Source organism: Xylocopilactobacillus apis, from assembly GCF_033095965.1.
Lineage (GTDB): Bacteria > Bacillota > Bacilli > Lactobacillales > Lactobacillaceae > Xylocopilactobacillus > Xylocopilactobacillus apis.
Genome location: NZ_AP026801.1, coordinates 1,611,232 through 1,635,336, shown reverse-complemented (window position 1 = coordinate 1,635,336; position 24,105 = coordinate 1,611,232). Strand labels below are relative to the sequence as shown.

Genomic DNA, 24,105 nt, shown 5'->3' with positions numbered 1-24,105 from the left:
TTTTTAAATTAGGAGAAATGATCGTTGAAAATATTTTTGGTAAGTCATGGAAAATTAGCGGATGGAATGAAAAATTCAATTGAAATGATTAGTGGCAAACACACTAATCTTCAATCTTTTTCTATGAGTGAAGGTGATAGTCCTGATATATTAGGTGAGCGGGTAAAAAAAGAAATTAACAAGTACAATAATGAACCAATATTACTAATTTCAGATTTTCCGGGAGGAAGTATCAATACAACTTTGACTAAGTTTATTAATGATCATGTCTTTTTAATTTCTGGAATGAATATAATGATGGTTTTGGAATTGATTCTAAATAAAAGTAATTCAAATGTCCAAGAATTAATCAATGCAGGGATTAAAGCAGCTCAAAAATCGATTGTTGTTATTAATTATATTAAAGAAGATAGTGAAACAGAATTAGGAGATGATTTTTTTGATTAGTTTAATGAGAATTGATGATCGGTTAATACATGGTCAAGTAGCCGTTGTATGGAGTAGATATTTAGGAGTAAACAGAATTGTAGTTGCTAATGATGAAGTAATTAATAATCAAATGCAAATGATGGCTTTAAAAATGTCTGTGCCAGATGGAATTAGACCCTTTTTTGTTAGTGTTAATAAATCTATTGATCTTTTGAATAACCCCAAATCTAAATCTTTAAAAATATTAGTTATTGTTGATAAACCCTTAGATGCATTAAAAATAGCTAAAAATGTTACAGATATACCTCTTATTAATTTAGGAAATTATGGGAGAGTAAATGGGGAAAAAATGAAAGAAAAAAAACAATTAAGTAAAAATGTTTTTATTAATAAAAACGATGAATTAATTTTGCACCAGCTTTTAGATGTTGGAATAAAAGTAAATGTCCAACCGATTCCAACGGATGCAGATATAAACTTAAAAGAAATTTTGTAGGGGGAATTTATGTTTGGAGCAGCGCTTAGTGTCGCATTTGTAATGTTTCTGGGAAATATTTCGGATAGCGGTTTGTCCGATCTTATGATTAGACGTCCTTTAGTAATGTCAACGATTGTAGGGTTACTTTTAGGTAATTTACAAAAGGGAATAGTTATGGGGGCATCCTTAGAGGTGATATTTTTAGGTATGAGTGGGATTGGCGGTGCGATGCCGTCTGATTATATGACTGGATCTATTTTTGGTACAGCATTTGCTATTTTAAATCATCAAGGTACTTCAGTAGCATTGTCTCTAGCAATTCCAATCAGTCTACTTGCTGTATTTGTTAATCAATTGGTTATCTTTATAAGAGGATTATTAGTGTCTAAATTTAATGATTTGGCCGATAAGGATAATATCAAAGGGATTGAATATCTCCATTATGCAAGTATATTTTTTGGCCCCATAATTTATGGAATAATTGGGTTTTTAGGTATTTTTTTAGGAAATTCTTCAATATCACTGTTAGTACATTCTATTCCTAATTTTTTCATGGAAGGATTAACAGTATTAGGAAAAATATTACCTGCTTTAGGAATTGCGTTGTTAATTAATATGATTCATGAAAAAGGAAATATGCTTTATTTACTTTTAGGATTTTTATTAGCAAGTTATTTGAAATTGCCTTTAATAGCAATAGCTTTATTTGGAGTTATTTTAGCTGTAATTATTGCTACAACAGATCGACAAATTTTAAATAATAAGAATTTAATCACAGATACGAATTTTCAAAATAAAGAATCAAATAGTAATTTACTTGAGGAGGATTTCTTTAATGAACAATAAAAAAATAGAAAAAAGCAATAAGAAGTTATTAAATCAAATGTTTTGGCGTTCATTTCTTCTTCAAGGTACTTGGAATTATATTAACGGTGCAGGTGTAGGTGCATGTTATATGTTAATTCCTTTTATTAAAAAAATTTATCCTAATCCAGAAGATAAATCTAAACGTACAGCGGCTCTAAAAAGGGAGCTAGGATATTTTAACATTACTCCTGCTCTTTCTACATTTCCTTTAAGTATAGCGGCAAGTATGGAAGAAAAAAATGCTAAATTGCCTGATTTCGATGCAACTTCTATTAATGCTGTAAAAGCAAGTTTAATGGGGCCGTTATCAGGTATTGGAGATTCTTTATTTTGGGGTACAATTCGAGTTATTGCAGCTGGTATAGGTATTGGGTTAGCAAAAACAGGGAATATTCTTGGTCCAATTTTATTCTTATTGATATACAATGTTGCTAACATAGGAACACGTTATTATTGTTTAAATTTAGGATATAACCTTGGTGGAGAATTTATAGAAAAAGCTTATAAAAATGGTTTAATTAAGATACTTACTAAATCAGCAGGGATACTAGGTATGATAATGGTTGGAGCAATGACATTTTCAACGGTAACCCTAGGAACACCATTAAAATTTAAAATGGGCTCTATGACATTTAAACTGCAATCCATTTTAGATCAAATTATGTTGGGGATTATTCCGCTTTCATTAACTTTAGGTTGTTTTTATCTAGTTAGAAAAAAAGTTAGCCCAAATAAAATAATTATTCTAATGGTAATAGCTGCATTTATTTTAAGTGCATTTCATATTGTTGGATAATTATTATGGAAAAATATTTATTTAGACCTGATAATTGTTTTTTTGGAGATTGTATGCCATTTTATAATTTTAAAAATGAGTCATATTATCTTTATTTTCAAAAAGATACAAGAAATCCTGTTCCTTTTGGAGAACCTTTTGGATGGCAATTAGTTATTACGAAAGATTTTGTAAATTATCAGTCATACGGGGAAGTTTTAAATAAAGGAAATGATAATGAACAAGATCAATTTATATATGCTGGAAGTGTTTTTTTAGATAAAGAAAAAAAACTAACTGCATATTATACAGGTTATAACCAAAATTGGATTAATAAAAAAAGACCATCACAGGTTTTGATGAAAGCACATAGTTTGGATGGTATTCATTGGACTAAAGAGGGCATTATAAAAAGCTTATCTCCTAGGACAGGATATGATAATGATGATTGGCGTGACCCAAATGTTGTTTGGGATGAAAAGTCACAAGAATACTTATTGATTTTAGGGACAAGATTAGAAGGTGATAAAAAATGTAAAACGGGAAGAATTGTTTACTTTACTTCTAAAGATTGTTCAAGTTGGAATTTTAAAGGAGATTTTTTTTCACCCAATATTTATACGATGATAGAAATGCCAGAACTAATAAAAATTGGTGATTGGTGGTATTTGATTTATTCTGAATATGATTTTAAAAAAACAACCCATTATTGCATGAGTAAGGATTTATATGGTCCTTGGATTATACCGTCTGTTGATACTTTTAGCGGAAGAGCCTATTATGCTGCACGTATTTGTAGTAATGGGAAAAAATTTTATTTGTGTGGATGGGTTCCATCTAAAGAAGCCGGTAAGGATACTAATAATTATTTATGGGGTGGTACTTTTTTGCCATTGGAAGTAGTATCCACAAGTAATGGCCTACTAGAAACAAGGTTGATAGACAGTATTACTGAAAGTGCAAAGCCGAAATTGTCAGCACCTAAAAAAATTATAAAATCTTTAAATAAAAGATCTGAATTTATGATTAATAGTAATTTGAAAAAAAATTATTTGTTTTCGATGGACTTTTTATTTAGAAAATCAAAAGGATATTTAGGAATTATTTTTTTTGAAAGTCAAGATACAAACGAGGGTTATGAGTTAATTATATCCATTGATGATCAAGAGATTTCTATTAATAGAACTCCAAATTTAAGATGGTTTCAGCTTTTAAATATTGGTTTAAATAGAAAAATTAATATCTGCAAAAATAAATGGTATCACTTGGATTTACTAATTGATGATACAGTTATTATTTTAAGTATTAATGGAACAGTTCTTAGTTGTAGGGTGGAAAAAACGAACAAAAGTTGTCTTGGAATTTCTGTAACTAATAGTATTTGTGAAATTAAATAAATAATTTACGTTATACACCTTAAAAAGCTTGTTTAAATGCAGCAAAAAATTTAAAGTTAAAATATAAATAATTTGCAAATGAGGGTAAAGACAAAATCGTTTGAAGGTTTTGTTTTTACCTTTATTGCTTCTCAATTTTCCAACCGTTTTCTTTCTGTAATAATTCATGATTTACTAGTGATTTTCTAATTTAATCTTTTTTATCAATTATTGATCCGATCCTCTGTAAATCGGTTACAATAAAGTTAGAAAGAAAATATAGCAGGTCTAATCATGGCATTAAAACAAAGTTATCAAATAAATCAGAAACAACTTCATAGATTAGCTTTGACTCAAAGCATGAAACAATCGATTTTAATCCTGCAGACTAATTTGTTGGACTTAACTGACTATGCGCAAGAATTAAGCATGGCTAATCCATTGTTTGATGTAAATCCTACTATTTCAAAGCAAGAAGTAGAGATGTCGACAGCAGCGGATATCGGTTCCAATGAACAGCAAACCGTCTACAGTTATCTTTTAGATCAAGTTCACTTAACGATGAGAGATACGCCATTACGTAATGTTGTTTTAGATTTGATCGATTGTTTAGATGAGCATGGGTACTTGATATTTTCCGATCATGAATTATTGAATAAATTATCAATTAACCGAATTACTCTAATGGATGCTAAAGAATTATTGTATAATTTAGATCCGCCAGGAGTTGGTGCCCAGTCGCTGCTTGAATGTTTGTCATTACAATTACAATTTAAAACTGCAACACCGGGAACTACTCTGGCTTTAGATATTTTGGAGCATTGTTACGATGAATTACTTGATCATAAATGGGATGAAATTGCTAGTAATTTAAATGTGTCGCATGATGAAGTAAAGTCTGCTTTTAAAATAATTCAAACTCTAACCCCATACCCATTTACCGAAGATTTCAATCAGAATAATTACATTATTCCTGAACTAATTTTAAAAATAGACGGCGATAAGTTATCGCTGGAGGTAACTAAGTATGGATACCCTAACATTGTTTTTGAAAAAGAGACTTATGATGAGTTAAAGAAAAGCACTGATCAAGAAGTGAAGTCCTATTTAAAACTCAAGTATGAGGAGTATCAAACTTTACAGCGAAATCTTAATCGAAGAGTTGAAACAATTGCAATGATTGGACGTTGTATTGTTGAAGCCCAAGCACAATTTTTGATGCAAAAGTCAAAAACTCTTAATCCTTTATTGTTAAGGGATGTTGCTCAAAAGTTAAATATTAACCAATCAACGGTTAGTCGCACAATAAACGGCAAATATTTACAGACAGATTTTGGCGTATTTGAGTTAAAATATTTCTTTACCAAGCGCAGTAATCCTGACTCCGGTCAATCAGTTGGGCAGGTTCAAGAAAAAATAAAGAAATTAATTGATCAAGAACAAAAAGCTCATCCTTTAAGTGATCAAAAAATTTCTGAAGCTTTAGCAGAACAAGGAATAAAAATTGCCCGTCGAACGGTAACAAAATATAGAGAACAATTAGGAATTAATAGTGCGAGTAAAAGAAAAACTCTTGAATAAATAATTTGAATTGAACTAAGACGTCGATTGAAATAATTTGACGTCTTTATTTATCTAAATTTTTGGAAAGGTTTATTGATGAAAATTTTGGTAACAGGATTTAACCCTTTTGGTGATGATAAAATTAATCCCGCAATTGAAACTGTAAAGAGGCTTCCGGAAGTCATTAAAGGTGTAGAAATTATTAAGTTGGAAATACCAACGGAATTTAATCATTGCGCCGAAGTAGTAAAAAAAGAAATCGAAAAAATAAAGCCAGATTACGTTTTAAATGTTGGTCAAGCTGGCGGAAGATACTCGATTACGCCTGAAAGAGTTGCGATTAATCTCGACGATGGTCGAATAAAAGATAACGCAGGGTATCAGCCTTTAAACCATCCAATCCATGAAGATGGGGCGCCAGCGTATTTTACTCAGCTTCCTATTAAAGCGATGACGCGGGCAATTAGAAATGTTGGATTACCTGCTGAAGTATCAAATACAGCAGGAACTTATGTTTGCAATCATATTTTTTATCAAGTTCAATATATGCGGGATAAATATTTTCCAAACATTAAAGCGGGTTTCATTCATATTCCTTTTTTACCGGAACAAGTTGTTAATCGCGCGCAGACTCCTTCATTATCATTAGATGACGATGTTAGAGGGATCACTGCAGCAATTGAAGCAATTGTTGAAAGACATGGAAGAAACGATATTGAAACAATTGAGGGAACTATCGCTTAACTTAACGGTATTAGCCGGTTTTTTTATTATCTCTTGACATCTAAAAGAAAATCATTTATATTTTACTTGAATACTTGAACAGTTGTTCAAATGAACAATTGTGAAATCAGAAAAGGAATATACATGATGAAACTTTCAAAGCCTGTAAAATTTTATATAGTCGGACTAATCATATTTTTCTTGGGACTTTTAATTCCCATAAATCAACTTTGGATCAGAAATACTCTTTTCTTAGGTGCAGTAATTTTATCGGGGTATCATGCAATTTGGGAAGGCATTGAAGATACAATTAAAACTTCCAAAAAGAAACATAAATTCATCCCTAACATTCACATTTTGATGTCTTTGGCAGCACTTGGGTCAATTATCATCGGAAGTTTTGAAGAAGCTGCTTTGTTGATTTTAATTTTTGCGGGAGCAGATTTCTTAGAAGAATATGCAGAAGACAAGAGCCGTAAGGAAATTACGTCACTGTTAGAGATGGCACCCGTTGAAGCTCAGAGATTTACAAATGATGGTGAATTAGAATCAGTACCAGTGAGCGAATTAAAAATTGGTGATGAACTGCAGGTGTTAAACGGAGCCCAAGTGCCAACTGACGGGAATATAACTAAGGGAAATGCAAGCATTAATGAATCGTCAGTTAGTGGAGAAAGTATTCCGCGAGAAAAACAAGCTGGGGATGAAGTTTTTGGCGGAACAATTAATGGTAATTCCACATTTGAAATGACGGTAACTAAGAACAGTTCAGATACAGTTTTTGCAAAAATCATTCAAATGGTTGAGACAGCGCAAGAAACTCCCACTAAAACTGCAACTAAAATTCAAAAATTAGAGCCAATCTATGTCAATACGGTTTTAATTTTATTACCTTTTGTTTTAATAGCAGGGCCACTTTTATTACAATGGAGTTGGTCGCTTAGTTTTTATCGAATGATCGGATTTTTAGTCGCAGCTTCTCCTTGTGCACTAGCTGCAAGTGCTATACCAGCCACTCTTTCTAGTATTTCTAATTTGGCTCGTAATGGAGTACTTTTTAAAGGCGGCGCATACTTAGCTAATTTATCAGGTTTAAAAGCTATTGCTTTTGACAAAACTGGAACATTAACTCAAGGCGAACCAACAGTCACGGATAGTTATTTTAGCTCAGAAATTAATCAAGAAGAGTTATCTAACATTATTGTTTCAATGGAAAAGCAAAGTAATCATCCACTTGCAAAAGCAATCGTAAGTGGTTTTGAATCGAATGAAAAATGTCGTGACTTGGTCTGCGAGAACAAAATTGGTCATGGATTATCAGCCGAATATCAAGGGCATCAATATTTAATTGGTAAAGAAGACAATTTTTCAGAAATTGGCTCGATTTATCAAGATAACTATCAGAAGTGGAGCAATGAAGGAAAAACTGTAGTTTATATTGGACGCGATAATCAAGTTGTTGGAATGATTGCGTTAATGGATTTGCCTAAAGAATCCGCTAAAGAGGCAATTCAATATTTCAACCAACATGGTGTAAAAACAGTAATGATTACAGGAGATGCTAAACAAACTGGAGAAGCGGTAGCAAAAAAATTAGCAATTAGTGAAGCTGCAACCAATGTCTTACCTGAACAAAAAGTTGAAGTAATCGATCGATTGAAGAATCAAAATGATGAAGTTGCCATGGTTGGTGATGGAGTTAACGATGCACCGGCGCTAGTTAATGCAGATATTGGGATTGCAATGGGTTCAGGAACTGATGTAGCAATTGATGTAGCCGATGTAGTTTTAGTTAAAAATGATTTGTCACGCTTGACCTTTGCCCATCGAATGTCTAAAAAAATGAATGCAATCGTGATGGAAAATATTATTTTTGCATTAGGTGTTGTGGTATTATTACTATTGCTTAATGTTTTACAAATCACGAATATTGCATGGGGAGTAGCGCTGCACGAAGGCAGTACGCTGATAGTGACTTTTAATGGCTTACGGCTGTTATTAGTTCGACGTCCAAAAAAGAAAACAAGCCTCAAAAAACCATTATTCGGTATGGAGGTAAAGGAAAATTACGGTAGTTGATTTAGATAGCAATGATTTTGATTTACCGTCAAAAGAAGAATTACAGCCTATTATTGAAGTGTTTAAGTCGATGAGTGATCCGACCCGGATGAGAATTATTTTAACAGTTGCGCAAGGACCGATTACAGTTTCTGATATTGCTAATAAATTAGATCTATCGGTATCAAATGTTTCTCATCAATTAAGACTTTTGAAACAAGAACGTTTAGTTACGGGTGAACGTTTGGATAAACAGATATTTTATCGTTTAATCGATGATCATGTAATCCAAATTTATTCGTTAACTAAAGCGCATATTGAAGAAAAGAATGATAAAAAGAGCCAATGAAAATTAAATTTCATTAGCTCTTTTTCATATGGAGAGATTTTAAACAACTAAACCGCGTTTATCACTATACTTCTCATAGCTCTTAGATGACATGATGTCTTCAAGGATTTCAACCATTTTGTAAACTTCTTGATAAGATGTATACAAAGCAATTGGTGCTAAACGAATTACATCAGGTTCACGAAAATCTGGAATCACACCTCGATCTTTTAAAGCAAGAGATATTTGATAGCCATTTGGATGTTCTAAGCAGACATGTCCGCCTCGTTTGTCATCTTCCCGCGGATTACCAACTGTACAGCCATACTTGGATAATTTCGTATCGATTAGATACATTAAGTAAGCAGTAATTTTTAAAGATTTAGTTCTAATTTTATCCATGCCAATACTGTTGATCAATTTTAAAGTACCTTCTAGGGGAGCCATTGAAAGCATTGTTGGAGTTCCAATTTGCCAGCCAGAAACATCTTGTTGATGCTGAAATTGATGCTTTAATTGAAATTGAGTATCATCGCGGTTTCCCCACCATCCGGCAAGTCCAGGTGTTTTATCAAAATGCTTCTTGTTTAAGTACAGGCCGGCAATTGATCCGGGACCACCTGATAAATACTTATAAGTACACCAAATTGCAAAATCTGGTTGTACTTTTTGAAAATCCATTTTAATAGCACCGATTGCGTGGCAAAGATCCCAACCAATGAAAATTCCCCGTTCATGAGCAGCTTTAGTAATTTTTTCCATGTCAAGAATTTGTGCTGAACGATACAAGACTGTTGGCAGCAAAATGAGTGCAACATCAGGAGTCATTGCTTCAATTACTGCGTCTTCATCAATATATTTGCCGTCAGGACTTTTTACAACTTTAACGGCTTCTTCAGGAGTATACCCTTTAAGACGGACATCGCTGTCAACAGCATAACGGTCAGTAGGAAAATTAAGATCATCAACTAAAATTTTGTAACGGTCTTTGGTTGGATGATATAAAGTAGTGACGCACTGATGAACATTGGAAGTTGTGCTGCCGGTAATTAGGACTTCATTTTTCTCAGCGTTGATTAATTTTGCACATTCATCACCCAATTTTTGACCATAATGAAAGTATTCATCCCACATGTTAATGCCTTCAGTTTTCCAAACATTCATCATCTTATTGAGGGATTCTTCGGCATCTTTTGAGGCTAGTCCTAATGAATTGCCATCCATATAAATTTGATTGGGTTGGATATAAAAATGATTACGGATATCTGATAATACGTCTTCCTGATCTAAAGTTTGAGCTTGTTTTAAATCATCTGAAAATTCATATTTCATTTTGTTTTTTCCTTTCTATTACTAAATATTATAAACATAAAAATGCATAATGTCCCTAGGAGGCAGATGCCTCCCAAAAGCCAACTTGCAGCATACCAGGATATTCCAATCATATCGGTAACGATTGGAGTTCCAATTATAATACCAATATAATATAAAAAGTTAACAAATGAAACAGCATAGCCAACTTGTTGAGGTGAATTTACTGTTTTAGGAGCTAAAACCATTACGCATGATGATGCCATCATGATGGTTGCAGATAAACAAAATACTTGAAAAATATAAGAGAAAGTTCCGTGAAGCATTAGCATTGGTAGACATGATACAGTCATTAAAATAAAAGAGATTAGAGTAATTATTTTTCCTTTGAGAGGAAATCTGTCCATTAAGTAGCCAGCTAGAAGGCCAAAAGGCACTCCGAAAAGTCCAAACAAACTGCTAAGAAAATTAGCCTGATTATCTCCAATATGGTAAAAATTAGTAAAAAGTAAAGGATACAGCGTGATAAATGAATAAAGCACAAACGCCATTGATCCTTGAGCAATTGCTAACATCCAAATTTTTTTACTTTTAATAATTGGTTTAATTTGCTTAATAATTGAGGTCGTGTTCTTTTGTTGATCGACCTGAATATCGTTTTCAAAATAAAAGATATATAGAATTAAAAGAATAATCCCTAAAAGACTAACTAAAATCCAAGGAGAACTTAATCCGAATTTAGCAGCTAGGGGCTTAAATAAATTCATGGCAATTAAGGAACCGGCTGCTGAAAATGTACCCCAGATACCGGTTGCTAATCCGCTATTTTTATCAGGGAACCATTTATTAATAAAAACAATTCCGACCATAATAATCATAGAAAAAGGAATTCCTTCGATAAAACGAGATAACAGCAGAACAAAATAATTAGGCGCAAAAAATCCTAATAAATTTCCAAAAATCAAACATCCCATCAGACCAATTAATAATTTTTTGGGGCCTAATTTACTGACAATTCCACCGCCAGGGAGAGCTAAAAAAACAGCAGAAAAGGTAAAAACTGACATTAACCAGGCAGAAGCAGTTAATGACATATCAAATTTTTCATTAATTTGAGTTAATATCGGAACAATTTTTAATTGACTTAAAGAGATGGTTACACCACCGAAATAAAGGAGAAAAAATTTAAACCATTGTCGTTTTTGCATTTTGACCTCGCTTTTTGACAATTACTATGTTAATTATACCTAAACTTTTAAGAAGAAGTATGTTTATAATTAAATGAAAAACTTTTAAGGGGAGTCTAAATGACATCTATTTTAGTAGCTAGTCACGGACATATGGCTAGCGGAATTCAAAGTTCAATTGATATTTTAACGGGAAGAGGAGATGAGATTAAAACAATCGATGCTTATGTTGATCAGCACGATTACATTCCAGAAATTAAGGAATTTATTGCTAAATCTTCAAAACCTTGTGTGATATTTACTGATCTAGAAGGGGGCAGTGTTAACCAAAAAGTAGTCATTGAAGCGGCTGAACGGGAAAATGTTTTTATTGTTACTCAGGCTAATTTAGCAGTAGTATTATCAGTGTTGTTGGATGGCGAAAAGTTAACCAGTGAACATCTGGATGAATTAATTAAAGAATCACAAGTTAAAAGAGTTCAGATTCAAGAATCAGATGATGAATCAGATGATGATTTTTTTTCGTAGAAAAAAGGGGGAATAGAAAATGATTGCACAATTAAGAATTGATGATCGGTTAATTCACGGCCAAGTGGCTTTAGTATGGACTAAAGAGCTCAATACGCCAGGAATTGTTGTAGCAAATGATAATGCAGCTAATAACGAAACGGTAAAAATGACGTTAAAAATGGCAACGCCGACGGGTAAAAAGTTATTAATTAGAACAGTTGATGACGCTATTAAAGTTTTTAATAACCCAAAGGGCAAAGATATGAGAATGTTTGCTTTGACTAATAACGTTAAAGATGCCTTGAAGATTGCCCGAAATGTTGAAGATATTGATGGAATCAATGTTGCTAACGTTGGAAGATTTGCCGAAAATGCAGATCAGTCAGTGCAGTTAAGTTCGACATTAATGCTTGATAAAGAAGAATTAACAGCTTTAAAAGAATTGGTTAAGCTAAGTATTCCAGTTTTTAATCAAGTAGTTCCGAGCAATAATAAAACGGAAATTAGTTCTTTATTAAAAAACGTTGAATAGTTAGAGGGGGAGAAATGTTAAAAACAGCAATTTTAGCTGCACTAAGTGTATTTATTTGTTTTGGCGGCAATTGGCTTTGGGGTCAGACTATGATCGAGCGTCCATTAGTTGTTGGTTTAGTCACAGGTTTAATTTTTGGTGATGTTAGAACTGGCGTAATGATGGGTGCATCCCTTGAAGCTATTTTTATGGGTGCAGTTGATATTGGAGGAGCCCTTTCAGCAGAGCCAGTTACAGCTACAGTATTAGCTACAACATTTGCGATTACGCTTAATGTTAATCAAAAAGCTGCTTTGGCGATTGCCGTTCCAATCGGTGTATTTGCAGCGTTTATATCAATGTTTATGAAAAACGTTGTGATGAATCTTTTTGCTCCGATTATTGATAAATTAGCGGCCGCCAATAACCAAAAAGGGTTAGTTTGGGCTCATTTTGGGATGTGGTTTTTAAATTATTTTGTTTTTTCTTTGGTAACATTCTTTTCTGTTTTAGCAGGGGCAAAACCAGTTCAACACTTAGTAAATTCTATTCCTAAAAATTTAATGGCTGGTTTATCAGCTGCAGGAGGATTATTACCAGCAGTTGGTTTTGCAATTTTAATGCGGATGCTCTGGAGTAAGAAACTTTCTCCTTACTATTTCTTAGGTTTTGTTTTAGCAGCTTATATGCAGCTTCCATCTATTGCTGTTGCAGCAATTGGAATTATTATTGTTGTTATCCAGTGGCAGCGGGATAAACAAATTATGGATCTTGAAAATAAACAAAATACTCAAGGGACATTAGCGACTGAAACTAATATTAGTACTGAAGATCAGGAAGAGGAGGACTTTTTCTCATGAAAATAACCAAGAATGTTTCTACTGAAGACCGAAAAATGTTAAATTCTATTTTTTGGCGTTCATTTACTGTTTTTGCTAGTCGTGCAGGGGCGACAAAGGCACATGCTCCAGGATTTATGTATTCCATTTTGCCGGCAATTGATAGATATTATAAAGACAATGATAAAGCTCAGGCTGATGCATTAACTCGCCATACAACTTGGTATAATATCACTCAAAATGTTGGAACATTTGTGATGGGTTTAGTTGCTTCAATGGAAAAGAAAAATTCTGAAGATCCTAATTTTGATACAGAATCAATTGTGGCTTTAAAGACCTCGTTAATGGGACCTTTATCAGGAATTGGAGATTCAATTTTCTGGGGTGTATTAAGAGTAATTGCGGCTGGTATTGGAATTAGTTTGGCTAGTCAAGGTTCAATTTTCGGACCAATTCTGTTTTTATTAATCTACAACATCCCAGCGATCTTGACTCGTTACTATCTTACATATATGGGATTTACTCTTGGTGATACTTTTATATCAGATATGTATAAAAGCGGCAGCATGCAGCTTCTTAACAAAGCAGCGTCCACCTTGGGTTTAATGATGATAGGCTGTATGACTGCAACAATGGTAACTTTTAAGAGCAAGTTGTCGATTCCAATCACTGGTGGAAAACCAATTTTAATTCAAACTTATCTCGATCAGTTATGGAAAGGTTTAGTTCCGCTGGCAGTAACCCTTGGATGTTATTGGCTTTTAAGTAAAAAAGTTAATGTCAACTGGATTTTATTAGGAGTTTTGGTATTAGCGATTGTCTTAGGATTAGTTGGTTTTGTCTAAAAGATGAGTTAAGCACTTTGCTGAATGGTGAAGTGCTTTTTTAATTTGAATTTTTATTTAAAATAAAAATTCTCTGCCGCCCCTATTAAATTAGCATCATTATAAAAATGAGCCGGAATTACTGCAGGCACGTAATCGATCAAATTAATTTCTTTGACCAATGTTTTTAATGCTGAATTTAATTGATCAAAGAAGTAGGAGTTTTTTGAAACGCCACCGCCAATCACAAATTTTTCAGGATCAAGAGTAAATTGTAAATTATAAATACCTTGGGCAAGACATTCAAACATCTCATCTGCTAACTTTTTAGCACTTGGTTCAGACTTTTTAGCCAGATCAAGAACTTCCTTGCCAGACAGATTAGTGTGGCTTAATTTATTATATTTACTAGCTAAGCTAACTACTGTTCCCACGCTGCTTAGAGCTTTACCTTTAACAAGCATCATTCCAAATTCTCCGCCATATAAATGATTACCGATAATTAAATGGCGGTTAAGCACAGCAGCTCCGCCAACACCTGTTCCAATTACTAAAAAAAGAACATTCTTAACGTCTTTGGCAGCGCCATCAGTAATTTCAGCAATAGCAGCGCAATTAGCATCATTTGCCATGGAAATTGGTAATTTAAATCTTTTCTCCAGTTCTTTTTTAATTGGAAAATTGTGAATATAAGGAACCGCACTGATTCCTTCAATAACACCTTTTTCTGAATTTACTGCACCGGGGAAACTAAATCCAATTCCTTCAACATTGGAGTCAGAAAATTTACTGACAATATCTTCAATGATTTGATAAAAGTCGGTTAATTTTTTGGGTGTATCGACTTGACCTTGTTGACTTAATTTTTTAGATTTTTGGTTCCATAATCCGTACTTAATAGACGTACCGCCAAGGTCAATTGTGATTAATGATTTCATTTGATTTCTCTCTTCTATGTTAAATCTTCACCATTAGAGTTTATTACTTTTTTAAGCCAATGGTAACTAGCTTTAGGAACCCTTTTTAAGTCTTTAAGATCGTGATTAGTTCGATTGACATAGATAACGCCATACCTTTTATCCATATTTCCCTGAGAGCTGGGAATATCAACAAGCCCCCAACCAAGATAACCAATAATGTTTGCGCCATCTTGGACCGCTTTTTTTAAAGCCATCAAATGATGACGATGATAATTGATTCGATATTGGTCATTAATTTCGTGTTTACCATCCCATGATTCACGAACTCCAATTCCGTTTTCAATTGGAAAAATCGGTAAATTAGTGCGATTATAAAGATCCATTAACACGCTGTAGAAACCCTGAGGATCAATTTGCCATTGCCATTCATTGGTAGCTAGATAAGGATTATGAACGGTACCTTTTTTAGCAAAATCATTAGGAATTGTTCCAATCGGGATTTTAGTGCTGTCAAGACAAGTGGTGCTGTAGTAACTAAAACTGATAAAATCACTGCGAATTTTGAAAATTTCCGCAAGATCTTGTGAATCTAAAATGTCATCTAAATGATGATGTTTCATGAATGAGATAACTTCATTAGAATATTTTCCCTTTGTAAAAATTCTTAAAAGATTATAATTGGTAAATTCTTTATATCTTCTAACAGCTTCAAGATCTTGAGGATTAGGACTAGCTGGGTAAACTTCTTGAAATGCCAGCATACCCCCAATCAACAAATCAGAGTAATTTTCATGAATATAATTAGCAACTTTTGCATGTGCTAAAGCAATATTATGTTGAATTTGGTATAAATCGCGAATGGTTTGTTTTCCGTTTAGATAACCGCTGCATTTAAAGGCTTCATTAATGCTGTAAAGATTCTGTTCATTAAACGTGATCCAATATTTAACTTGATTACCAAATTCTTCGACCATTTTTTTACTGAAATCAACAAAGTGTTCGACAACATCTTTGTTAATAAAACCGTTGTAGTGCTCAGCTTGATAAAGCGGCATATCAAAGTGATATAAACAAATCATAGGCTGAATTTTACTTTTCAAGAGTTCGTTTATTAGATCGTGATAAAATTGGATCCCTTCAGGATTAAATTCCCCTTCACCTTTTGGCTGGACACGACTCCATGAAATTTGAAAACGATAAAAGTTCATTCCTAAGTCTTTCATTAACGAGATATCTTCTGGATAGCGATGATATTCGTCAATTGCTACTTTCCAATCTGAAGAATTTTTTTCAGCAGGACGATTATCATAAACGGAAGGCCCCTTTCCGCCTTCATTATAAGCTCCTTCAGTTTGCATACTGGAAGTAGAATTCCCCCAAAAAAAATTTGGATTCAAAACAGTCATAATTTTCTCCTTGTTCAATTTACATATAAAAGAATATACATTTATAATAAAAAGTAAATACATTTAAAAGAAAACAAACGAAATTTCTTTTATAATAGATGTAAATTAAATTAAAAGTGATTATAAAAATGTTGAAATATCGCGAAATCGAAAATATTTTAAAGAAACGGATTCAAAATGAGACTTATCCAGCAGGATCCCTTTTTCCAAAACAAAATGATTTGGCTAAAGAGTTTAACACTAGCCGCGTGACCATCCGTAAAGCGCTGGATCATTTAATTCAAATCGGTTTAATTTATCCTCAAAGAGGAGCGGGTACTTTTGTGCGCTCTACGGCTAATGAACTTTCCCATTTTGAAACAGATGTGGATCAATATATTGGAACTACCAAACTCTTGGGAGATAAACACCTTGTTGAAAGTAAAGTTATCAATTTTGAAATTCGTTATCCTTCTGAAAAAGAAATTGCAGCTTTGACAATCGAAACTGGAGATCTAATTTACGATATTAAGCGGTTAAGAATCGTAGATCATGATCCTTATGCACTTGAATACACCATTATGCCAGTTAATATTATTCCTAAAATTGATAAAACAATTTTAGGAGGTTCGGTTTATGCTTATATTGAAGAGGTTTTACGGCAAAAAATCGGATCAGCTTATCGTCGAATTAGTGCAGCTAAACCAACTGAAGATGACAAAAAGTATTTATCATGTAAATCTGATGATCCTGTCCTAAAAGTAAATCAAATTGTTTCGTTAGAATCCAACATTCCGTTTGAGTTTTCAGAAACTCATCATCGATTTGATAAAGAAAGTATTTCCGTTTATCTTCCAGGAAATCGTCGTTAATTAAAAGAAAAGCTCTATTTGACAGCGCATTCAGGGTTTGTTATAGTGAAATACGTCTTAAGCAGGTGTTATCTATTTTGAGCATGACTGCCCGGATATTTTGAAATGATGGGCTAAATGATGCTAATTCAAAGAATATTGAATAATAATGCAGTGATTGCCCAGAAGCCACACAATCAGATTGTGTTGGTTTTAGGAGCTGGAACCGGTTACAGAAAGAGTATCGGTGAAGAAGTAGATGATAATCTAGTTGAAAAAGTGCTAGAAATTCACGATCCTGATACTTTTAATCGATTTACTGATCTAGTAATTAAAGTTCCGGAAGCGGAAATCACTGTTTCCGAAAAAGTTATTAATTTTGCCAAAATTAAGTTGGGTAAGAAATTAAGCGAAGTAATTTACGTTGATCTAACCGATCATATTCATTCGACCATCGAACGCCACAATGAAAATTTAGTTTTACGTAATTCTCTGAAATGGGATATTGCGCGTCTTTATCCAGATGAATATGAAGTTGGCCAAAAGGCTCTGCAGATTATTCAAAAGGATATAGGGATTAAGTTAGTTGATGATGAAGCAGCTTTTATTGCGTTGCATTTTATTAATGCGGAATCAGGTAATGATTTAGCTGATGATATTGTTAAAATTGTGCGGGAAGTTGAACAGATTGTTAAAGATTATTTTCACACAGAACTAGATGAAAATTCTTTAAGTTATTACCGCTTTGTTACTCACTTAAAATTTTTTGCGCAGCGTTGTTTATTAAAGCAACATTATGATGATGAAGATGAGGCATTGCTGGAAATTATCCAGCAGAAGTACGCTAAGTCGTATAGCTGTGCTCAAAAAATTCAGGCGTTTATTAGTAACAAATATCGTTATCGGATTAATAATACAGAAGTTTTATACTTGACTGTTCACATTAATCGATTAGTTAAAAATTTATACTAGGGTGTTATCAAAAGAGCATGACCTAAACAGAATTTCTGTTTAGGTTTTTTTAGTTGATAGGAGAAGAAATGGATTATAAAAAATCAGCACAAGAAATCTTTAAGGCAGTTGGGGAAGATTCCAATATTAGTTCGTTAACTCACTGTATGACAAGATTAAGATTTAGATTAAAAGATGAATCTAAAGTTAAAGATGATGAAGTAAAACAAATTCCTGGGGTTGTTGGGATCAATCATCAGTCAGGACAATACCAAATTATTATCGGAAATGATGTTTCCGAGTACTATAAAGAATTGAAAAAATTGACTAATTTAGATGAACAAGCATCAACGGACCCGGGGGCGAAAAAAGAAAACTGGTTTAATCGGTTTGCTAATTTTATTTCGTCTTGTATGTCACCGCTAATTCCTGCCTTAATCGGCGGCGGAATGATCAAAGTCATCTTAATATTATTACCGCTTTTGGGATGGCTGAGTGAAAAAAGTTCGACCTATGCGTTTTTAAATATCTTCGGAGATGCACCATTCTACTTTTTACCGGTTATGCTGGCGTTCACCAGTGCTAAGTATTTTAATGTTTCACCAATGTTAGCCGTAACGGTTGCAGGTATAATGATTCATCCTAATTTTTCAGCAATGGTTACAGCAGGGAAACCTGTATCTTTAATGGGATTGCCAGTCACATTAGCTACATATTCTTCGTCAGTTATTCCAATTCTTTTAATGGTTTGGCTGATGAAATATCTGGAAGCAGGAATTGACAAAATTTGTCCGGCATCAATGAAGAGTATCTTGAAGCCATTATTAATGGTTTTCATTTCAGGCACTTTAGCATTGGTTGTGGTTGGACCGATTGGAACTTATGCTGGAAAGCTTTTATCTGATATTATCTTATTCATTCAAAGTAAAGCTAGTTGGCTCGCAATGCCGTTGATGGCAGCATTCATGCCTTTAATCGTTATGACTGGAATGCATTGGGCATTTTCACCAATTTTCTTAGCAGCTTCCGTTGCAACACCTGATTCATTAATATTACCTGCAATGTTAGCAGCTAATATTGCTCAAGGGGCAGCTAGTTTAGCAGTTGCTTTTAAAACTAAGAACAAAAATACAAAACAAGTGGCAACAGCTGCAAGTATTTCGGCACTTGTGGCAGGAGTTACTGAACCATCTCTTTACGGTATAACTTTGAAATACAAAAGGCCGCTATATGCTGCAATGGTCTCGGGTGGTATTACGGGACTATTTATGGGAATTGTTAATTTAAAATCTTACGCCTTTGCGGTACCGTCGATTGTGTCCTTGCCACAGTTCGTTAGTAAAACTAATAGCAGCAATTTAATTAATGCAATAATTGTACTGGTTGCATCATTTATAATCACATTTGTTCTGACTCTTATTTTTGGTTTTGATGATGATCCAGAAAGTGCGTCAACTCCGACGGTTGATTCAAAAAAAGAAGCCTTACCAACGGCTACAACAAAAATTTATGCACCGCTTACAGGTGATTTAGTAAATTTAACGGAAGTTTCTGACCAAACTTTTTCAAAGAAACTTTTAGGTGACGGAGTTGCGATAGTTCCTAATAACGGAAAAGTCGTAGCACCTTTTGATGGTGAAGTCGTTACAGTTTTTCCTACGAAACATGCGATTGGGTTAAAAAGTGATACTGGCGTTGAGTTATTAATCCATATTGGACTTGATACAGTTAATTTAGAAGGAAAACCTTTTACATCTCATATTAAAGATGGAGATCGGGTGAAAAAGGGTCAGCTATTGATGGATGTAGATTTAGAGGCAATTAAAAAAGCAGGTTATGAGGTCACTACACCAATCGTTATCACAAATACAGGCGATTTTAGTGAAATAACACTGCTTGATGAGAAACCGGTCTCAGATGATATAGTATTAATGTATACAATTAAATAACTAACGGAGGTAAATAATGGGAAAAGAATTTCCTAAAGATTTTTTATGGGGTGGTGCGACAGCGGCAAATCAGTTGGAAGGCGCTTATCAAGAAGGCGGCAAAGGATTATCTTTGCCGGATGTTTTGCCTGGCGGTAAAGAAAGAATGGACGTCGTAAATAGTCCTGATTTTGATTTTAAAGTTCATGAAGACAAATATTTTTATCCAAATCATATTGGCATCGATCATTATCATCATTTTAAAGAAGATATCGCATTATTTGCAGAAATGGGATTTAAGTGCTATCGCTTTTCAATTGCGTGGTCTCGAATTTTTCCAAATGGTGATGAGGAACAGCCAAATGAAGCAGGATTGAAATTTTATGATGAGATGATTGATGAATGTATCAAACATCACATTGAGCCAGTTGTTACAATTTCACATTATGAATTACCTTTAAACTTGATTACTAAATACGGCAGTTGGAAAAGCAAGAAATTAATTGAATTTTTTGAAAGATATGCGCAAGTTGTTCTTAATCGTTATCATGATCGGGTTAAATATTGGATGACATTTAACGAAATTAATAGTGCTGCTCATTTTCCAATCATGAGTCAAGGACTGACCAATGCTAATGGCGGGGCAGATAAGAAGAATATCTATCAAGCATGGCATAATCAATTTGTTGCAAGTTCAAAAGCAGTTAAAATTGGACACGAAATTGATCCAAACTTACAAATTGGCTGTATGATTTTATATGCAACAACTTACAGCTATGACTCAAATCCAGTCAATCAAATGGCAGCTTTAAAAGCTAATCAAGAAAATAATTTCTTCTGTGCCGATGTTCAGGTTCGCGGTCATTATCCAGCTTACACAAAGAGTCTTCTTGCTAAATATAATATTAAGCCAGAAGACATCGACTACACGCAGGAAGAGCTAGATTTATTGGCTAAATATCCAGTTGATTACATTGGTTTTAGCTATTATATGTCGACAGTTGAAGAGGTTACCAGAAATGATCTTAATAGTTCTAAGGGAAATTTAATTGGCGGTGTCACTAATCCTTTCTTGAAATCAAGTGATTGGGGCTGGCAGATTGATCCTGAAGGATTAAGAATTGCTTTAAATGAATTATCAGATCGTTATCAAAAACCACTCTTTATTGTAGAGAATGGTTTAGGAGCTTTTGATAAGCCGGATGATAATCACTATGTAGCTGATGATTATCGAATTGATTATTTACGTGAACATATTAAAGCGATTAGTGAAGCTATCGATGATGGTGCTGATGTAATGGGATATACTCCTTGGGGCTGTATTGACCTTGTTAGTGCTTCAACCGGTGAAATGTCCAAGCGTTATGGATTTATCTATGTTGACGAAGACGATCATTGCGAAGGAACATTTAAGCGTTATAAGAAACAATCTTTTGATTGGTATAAGAAAGTCATCGCTTCAAACGGAGCTGATTTAGATTAAAAAATATTTTTGAGAAAGTCATCAACCTTTTTTAGGGGTTGGTGATTTTTTTTGCAAATTAATTTAACCGATGGTGTTGTTTTAAATTTTTTCAAAAAAATACCTCTGTTCTAATCAGAGAACAAAGGCATTTCCGTAGTAGGCTCCGTAGAGTATCTACCGCTCTTCTTTATGAATTCTAAATATTAGTTTTGTTTTAGTCAATAAATTTTACCATTTATTAAAACTGAGAGATTTTTAAGAGTTCAGTATTTTGTACTTTTTCTATAATTATCTATTTACAGGTGTTAAAATAGCTTCATTGTGTTTAAAGAGGATTGAAGTATGGATAAAAATAAAGCTGATTTATGGCAAGGCAAATGGATTAGTTCGCCTAAAGCAATAGTAAGTGAAGAGCCAGAATTTACACTTGAAGAAATGTTTTCTGGCCAGTTGAAACCGCAATTGCCTGTCGATGAACGGCTACACCCAGTTGTTTATTTCAAAAAAATATTTGAATTAACCCAACCGGTGAAAAAAGCAAATCTTGAAATTACAGCGCAAGGCATTTATCAAGCTTTTATTAACGGCAGAAAAGTGACTGAAGCAGTATTTACGCCGGATTATACCGACTATCATGACTTTTTACAGTATCAAACTTTCGATGTTAGAGATCAATTGATTGAAGGGAATAATAGTTTATGTGTGGAAGTTGCTGATGGTTGGTATGCAGGAAGAATTAGCGTTCAGGGAGGCAGCTGCCAATTTGGTAATCAACTTGCTCTATTAGCTGATTTAAAGATTGAGCTGCAGGACGGCAGTAAATTAGTGATCGGTACTGATAACACCTTTTCAACTGGCGATGGAAAACATCGATATGCAGATATTGACATTGGAGAAAAGCAAGATTTACGTTTAGATGATGAGTGGCTGAAAAACAATCAAGATTTTTCAGAATCAGCAGTTGAAATTACAGCTGATTATAGTCGTCTTTCTGCTCAAGAAGGTCCGTTAGTTTTTCGTAATCAAGCTCTCAGCAGCCAAAAAATCTGGGAGGAGGAAGCTGAATTAGTCGTTGACTTTGGACAAGTTATAGCTGGACGAGTTCGGCTAACTGCGGTTTTTCCACAAAATAAAGAAGTAGTCATTAAACATAGTGAAGTTTTGGATGAAAATGGAAAATTCTTCCAAAATATTATTGGCCGCAATAAAGATCAAACTGATATTTTTATTGGGAATGGGAAAGAAGAGACCGTTGAGCCTGATTTTACCTTCCACGGATTTCGCTATGTTAAAATTTCTGGTTTAAAAAGATCCAATTTAACAAAAATTGAGGCAATCCCAATTTATTCCAATATGTCAGAAACAGGGTGGATTGAAACAAGTAATTCTAAAATTAATCAGCTGTTATCTAACATTAAATGGAGTCAAAGGGGCAACATGCTTTCAATTCCGACTGATTGTCCTCAAAGAGAACGCGTTGGATGGACGGGAGATATGCAGGTGTTTGCTCCTGCTTCAACTTTCTACCTGAATACTAATCAGTTTATTAAACGCTGGTTAAAAAATGTTCGAATCGATCAAAGATCAAACGGTGAAATTATCGATTATTCACCGGCACCCAAAGATGCTGCTAAAAGCGTTGAATTTACAGGGTCATATTCTTCAGCTGGCTGGGGAGATGCAATTATTATGGTTCCTTGGACTCTTTATCAGCGTTTTGACGATAAAGAAGCTTTAGCAGAAAACTATGATTCAATGGTTAAGTGGTTTAACTTTTCTAAAGAGAGTGCTGCCGGGGATAAAACCGATGACCGCAAATATTTATGGGATACCAAATTTCATTATGGAGATTGGATGTTGCCAAGTTTGATGATGGAGTCCGGCGGTAATCCAATGGCGACTTCAAAAGCGACGAAAGAGTTAGTTGCAACAACTTTTTTAAAGCATAGTAGTGAGTTAATGGCTGAAATTTCTGATCTTTTGGGACATGACAGCACAGCGTACCGGCAATATGCAGACAAAGTAAAAGCAGCATTTATCAAATATTACATTACTGAGGATTCTAGACTAGTAAGTGATTATCAGGGCTGCTATGTCTTGGCACTTGCTTTTGATATGGTACCTGCTGAAAAAAAACCTGAATTGGTTGAGCGTTTGGTGCAAAAAATTCACGATAATGGTGATTGTCTTGATACAGGATTTCTTGCCACTCCATACTTGTTGGATGTTTTAACTGACAATGGCGAAACGGAGTTAGCTGCTGAACTATTTTTACAGGCAAAATGTCCATCATGGATGTATGAAGTTGATCAGGGAGCAACCACAATATGGGAAACGTGGTCAGGAATTCAGCCGGATGGAAAAGTTGGTCAGTTTTCGTTTAATCATTATTCAATGGGCTGTGTTTTAGATTGGTTTGTGCGCAAAGTTATTGGCATGAATTCTACTAAACCAGGATTTAAAGAAATTAAAATTTTTCCGCAAGTTCAAGTTTGCGATCAACTAAAAAGCATCTTTGATTCGCCAAATGGTTTAATTAAAGTTGAAATCAATTATCAAAATCGATTTGACCTGACAGTAAGTCTGCCTGAAAAAATGAAGGCAATTATTTGTTTACCTTACAAAAATGAAGAAATGAAAAAAGAAATCATGCACAAATATTCAATGGGCGTATTAAATTCTGCTTCTAAATGTGTAGAGGTTGCAGTTGAAGCAGGCAAGTATCATTTTGCATACTAAAATTTGATAACCGAAGCTAATAATAGTATTTTAAAAATTACTACTTTTGTGCGAATTATTAGTAATATGTTTTATTGGATGTATTTT

General features: G+C 33.9%; 22 protein-coding genes. 18 read left to right on the top strand and 4 right to left on the bottom strand.

Annotation, left to right across the window (positions count from 1 at the left end):
* The first annotated feature begins 24 nt into the window (after nt 1-24).
* The 9 genes from R8749_RS07690 (at nt 25) to R8749_RS07650 (ending at nt 8,618) form a co-directional block, all read left to right on the top strand.
* Nucleotides 25-447: a PTS sugar transporter subunit IIA gene (locus tag R8749_RS07690; RefSeq protein ID WP_317695623.1), complete on the top strand. Its 423-nt coding sequence runs from the start codon at nt 25-27 to the stop codon at nt 445-447.
* On the top strand, nt 440-925 hold the full coding sequence (locus R8749_RS07685; protein ID WP_317695621.1) for a PTS sugar transporter subunit IIB: 486 nt from the start codon (nt 440-442) through the stop codon (nt 923-925). Before R8749_RS07690 ends, R8749_RS07685 begins: the two co-directional genes overlap by 8 nt.
* 9 nt (nt 926-934) lie before the next feature.
* A complete protein-coding gene (locus tag R8749_RS07680; protein ID WP_317695619.1) occupies nt 935-1,753 on the top strand; it encodes a PTS mannose/fructose/sorbose/N-acetylgalactosamine transporter subunit IIC in 819 nt (272 codons plus the stop codon).
* Nucleotides 1,743-2,570, top strand: a complete 828-nt coding sequence (locus R8749_RS07675; protein WP_317695616.1) for a PTS system mannose/fructose/sorbose family transporter subunit IID — start codon at nt 1,743-1,745, stop codon at nt 2,568-2,570. The genes R8749_RS07680 and R8749_RS07675 overlap by 11 nt, the downstream gene beginning before the upstream one ends.
* Nucleotides 2,571-2,575: 5 nt before the next feature.
* Nucleotides 2,576-3,946 (top strand): family 43 glycosylhydrolase, encoded by a 1,371-nt coding sequence (locus tag R8749_RS07670; protein WP_317695614.1) that lies wholly within the window; start codon nt 2,576-2,578, stop codon nt 3,944-3,946.
* A 273-nt stretch (nt 3,947-4,219) separates the two neighbouring features.
* Nucleotides 4,220-5,506 (top strand): RNA polymerase factor sigma-54, encoded by a 1,287-nt coding sequence (gene rpoN, locus R8749_RS07665; RefSeq protein WP_317695613.1) that lies wholly within the window; start codon nt 4,220-4,222, stop codon nt 5,504-5,506.
* A gap of 78 nt (nt 5,507-5,584) precedes the next feature.
* Nucleotides 5,585-6,232, top strand: a complete 648-nt coding sequence (pcp, locus tag R8749_RS07660) for a pyroglutamyl-peptidase I (RefSeq protein ID WP_317698543.1) — start codon at nt 5,585-5,587, stop codon at nt 6,230-6,232.
* 126 nt (nt 6,233-6,358) lie between these two features.
* The gene (locus tag R8749_RS07655; RefSeq protein WP_317698542.1) at nt 6,359-8,290 is read left to right on the top strand and encodes a heavy metal translocating P-type ATPase; all 1,932 of its coding nucleotides are present in this window, start codon (nt 6,359-6,361) and stop codon (nt 8,288-8,290) included.
* A complete protein-coding gene (locus R8749_RS07650; RefSeq protein WP_317698541.1) occupies nt 8,277-8,618 on the top strand; it encodes an ArsR/SmtB family transcription factor in 342 nt (113 codons plus the stop codon). The genes R8749_RS07655 and R8749_RS07650 overlap by 14 nt, the downstream gene beginning before the upstream one ends.
* A 39-nt stretch (nt 8,619-8,657) precedes the next feature.
* Here R8749_RS07650 and kynU read toward each other — a convergent pair whose 3' ends face one another.
* Nucleotides 8,658-9,929, bottom strand: a complete 1,272-nt coding sequence (gene kynU, locus R8749_RS07645; protein WP_317695611.1) for a kynureninase — start codon at nt 9,927-9,929, stop codon at nt 8,658-8,660.
* On the bottom strand, nt 9,926-11,116 hold the full coding sequence (locus R8749_RS07640) for an MFS transporter (RefSeq protein ID WP_317695609.1): 1,191 nt from the start codon (nt 11,114-11,116) through the stop codon (nt 9,926-9,928). The genes kynU and R8749_RS07640 overlap by 4 nt, the downstream gene beginning before the upstream one ends.
* 99 nt (nt 11,117-11,215) lie before the next feature.
* On the opposite strand from R8749_RS07640, the gene R8749_RS07635 reads away from it, so the two are divergent.
* From R8749_RS07635 to R8749_RS07620, 4 genes are read left to right on the top strand one after another with little or no spacing between them, the layout of a single operon-like run.
* Nucleotides 11,216-11,623, top strand: coding sequence for a PTS sugar transporter subunit IIA (locus R8749_RS07635; protein ID WP_317695607.1), 408 nt, complete (start codon nt 11,216-11,218; stop codon nt 11,621-11,623).
* Between the two features lie 19 nt (nt 11,624-11,642).
* Nucleotides 11,643-12,137: a PTS sugar transporter subunit IIB gene (locus tag R8749_RS07630; RefSeq protein WP_317695605.1), complete on the top strand. Its 495-nt coding sequence runs from the start codon at nt 11,643-11,645 to the stop codon at nt 12,135-12,137.
* Between the two features lie 14 nt (nt 12,138-12,151).
* The gene (locus R8749_RS07625) at nt 12,152-12,976 is read left to right on the top strand and encodes a PTS mannose/fructose/sorbose/N-acetylgalactosamine transporter subunit IIC (protein ID WP_317695602.1); all 825 of its coding nucleotides are present in this window, start codon (nt 12,152-12,154) and stop codon (nt 12,974-12,976) included.
* A complete protein-coding gene (locus tag R8749_RS07620; protein WP_317695600.1) occupies nt 12,973-13,800 on the top strand; it encodes a PTS system mannose/fructose/sorbose family transporter subunit IID in 828 nt (275 codons plus the stop codon). Before R8749_RS07625 ends, R8749_RS07620 begins: the two co-directional genes overlap by 4 nt.
* A gap of 53 nt (nt 13,801-13,853) precedes the next feature.
* Here R8749_RS07620 and R8749_RS07615 read toward each other — a convergent pair whose 3' ends face one another.
* A complete protein-coding gene (locus tag R8749_RS07615; protein ID WP_317695598.1) occupies nt 13,854-14,717 on the bottom strand; it encodes an ROK family protein in 864 nt (287 codons plus the stop codon).
* A gap of 14 nt (nt 14,718-14,731) precedes the next feature.
* A complete protein-coding gene (locus R8749_RS07610; protein WP_317695596.1) occupies nt 14,732-16,105 on the bottom strand; it encodes a glycoside hydrolase family 1 protein in 1,374 nt (457 codons plus the stop codon).
* A 128-nt stretch (nt 16,106-16,233) separates the two neighbouring features.
* On the opposite strand from R8749_RS07610, the gene R8749_RS07605 reads away from it, so the two are divergent.
* The 5 genes from R8749_RS07605 (at nt 16,234) to R8749_RS07585 (ending at nt 24,018) form a co-directional block, all read left to right on the top strand.
* Complete coding sequence (locus R8749_RS07605; RefSeq protein WP_317695594.1) at nt 16,234-16,956, top strand: GntR family transcriptional regulator; 723 nt, start codon at nt 16,234-16,236, stop codon at nt 16,954-16,956.
* A gap of 117 nt (nt 16,957-17,073) precedes the next feature.
* Entirely contained in the window at nt 17,074-17,907 is an 834-nt protein-coding gene (gene licT, locus R8749_RS07600; RefSeq protein ID WP_317695592.1) for a BglG family transcription antiterminator LicT, read from the top strand.
* Nucleotides 17,908-17,975: 68 nt separating this feature from the next.
* Complete coding sequence (locus R8749_RS07595; RefSeq protein ID WP_317695590.1) at nt 17,976-19,835, top strand: beta-glucoside-specific PTS transporter subunit IIABC; 1,860 nt, start codon at nt 17,976-17,978, stop codon at nt 19,833-19,835.
* Between the two features lie 16 nt (nt 19,836-19,851).
* Nucleotides 19,852-21,297 carry a glycoside hydrolase family 1 protein gene (locus R8749_RS07590; RefSeq protein ID WP_317695588.1) on the top strand — a complete coding sequence of 482 codons (1,446 nt, stop codon included), beginning with the start codon at nt 19,852-19,854 and terminating at the stop codon, nt 21,295-21,297.
* Nucleotides 21,298-21,621: 324 nt separating this feature from the next.
* Entirely contained in the window at nt 21,622-24,018 is a 2,397-nt protein-coding gene (locus R8749_RS07585) for an alpha-L-rhamnosidase (protein ID WP_317695586.1), read from the top strand.
* Nucleotides 24,019-24,105 lie beyond the last annotated feature (87 nt).

What these genes read in the sequence shown, in the direction of transcription:
- R8749_RS07680 (WP_317695619.1), top strand. Translation starts at nt 935, where the DNA reads ATGTTTGGAGCAGCGCTTAGTGTCGCATTTGTAATGTTTCTGGGAAAT.
- R8749_RS07675 (WP_317695616.1), top strand. Translation starts at nt 1,743, where the DNA reads ATGAACAATAAAAAAATAGAAAAAAGCAATAAGAAGTTATTAAATCAA.
- R8749_RS07670 (WP_317695614.1), top strand. Translation starts at nt 2,576, where the DNA reads ATGGAAAAATATTTATTTAGACCTGATAATTGTTTTTTTGGAGATTGT.
- rpoN (WP_317695613.1), top strand. Translation starts at nt 4,220, where the DNA reads ATGGCATTAAAACAAAGTTATCAAATAAATCAGAAACAACTTCATAGA.
- pcp (WP_317698543.1), top strand. Translation starts at nt 5,585, where the DNA reads ATGAAAATTTTGGTAACAGGATTTAACCCTTTTGGTGATGATAAAATT.
- R8749_RS07655 (WP_317698542.1), top strand. Translation starts at nt 6,359, where the DNA reads ATGAAACTTTCAAAGCCTGTAAAATTTTATATAGTCGGACTAATCATA.
- kynU (WP_317695611.1), bottom strand. Translation starts at nt 9,929, where the DNA reads ATGAAATATGAATTTTCAGATGATTTAAAACAAGCTCAAACTTTAGAT.
- R8749_RS07640 (WP_317695609.1), bottom strand. Translation starts at nt 11,116, where the DNA reads ATGCAAAAACGACAATGGTTTAAATTTTTTCTCCTTTATTTCGGTGGT.
- R8749_RS07635 (WP_317695607.1), top strand. Translation starts at nt 11,216, where the DNA reads ATGACATCTATTTTAGTAGCTAGTCACGGACATATGGCTAGCGGAATT.
- R8749_RS07630 (WP_317695605.1), top strand. Translation starts at nt 11,643, where the DNA reads ATGATTGCACAATTAAGAATTGATGATCGGTTAATTCACGGCCAAGTG.
- R8749_RS07625 (WP_317695602.1), top strand. Translation starts at nt 12,152, where the DNA reads ATGTTAAAAACAGCAATTTTAGCTGCACTAAGTGTATTTATTTGTTTT.
- R8749_RS07620 (WP_317695600.1), top strand. Translation starts at nt 12,973, where the DNA reads ATGAAAATAACCAAGAATGTTTCTACTGAAGACCGAAAAATGTTAAAT.
- R8749_RS07615 (WP_317695598.1), bottom strand. Translation starts at nt 14,717, where the DNA reads ATGAAATCATTAATCACAATTGACCTTGGCGGTACGTCTATTAAGTAC.
- R8749_RS07610 (WP_317695596.1), bottom strand. Translation starts at nt 16,105, where the DNA reads ATGACTGTTTTGAATCCAAATTTTTTTTGGGGGAATTCTACTTCCAGT.
- R8749_RS07605 (WP_317695594.1), top strand. Translation starts at nt 16,234, where the DNA reads ATGTTGAAATATCGCGAAATCGAAAATATTTTAAAGAAACGGATTCAA.
- licT (WP_317695592.1), top strand. Translation starts at nt 17,074, where the DNA reads ATGATGCTAATTCAAAGAATATTGAATAATAATGCAGTGATTGCCCAG.
- R8749_RS07595 (WP_317695590.1), top strand. Translation starts at nt 17,976, where the DNA reads ATGGATTATAAAAAATCAGCACAAGAAATCTTTAAGGCAGTTGGGGAA.
- R8749_RS07590 (WP_317695588.1), top strand. Translation starts at nt 19,852, where the DNA reads ATGGGAAAAGAATTTCCTAAAGATTTTTTATGGGGTGGTGCGACAGCG.
- R8749_RS07585 (WP_317695586.1), top strand. Translation starts at nt 21,622, where the DNA reads ATGGATAAAAATAAAGCTGATTTATGGCAAGGCAAATGGATTAGTTCG.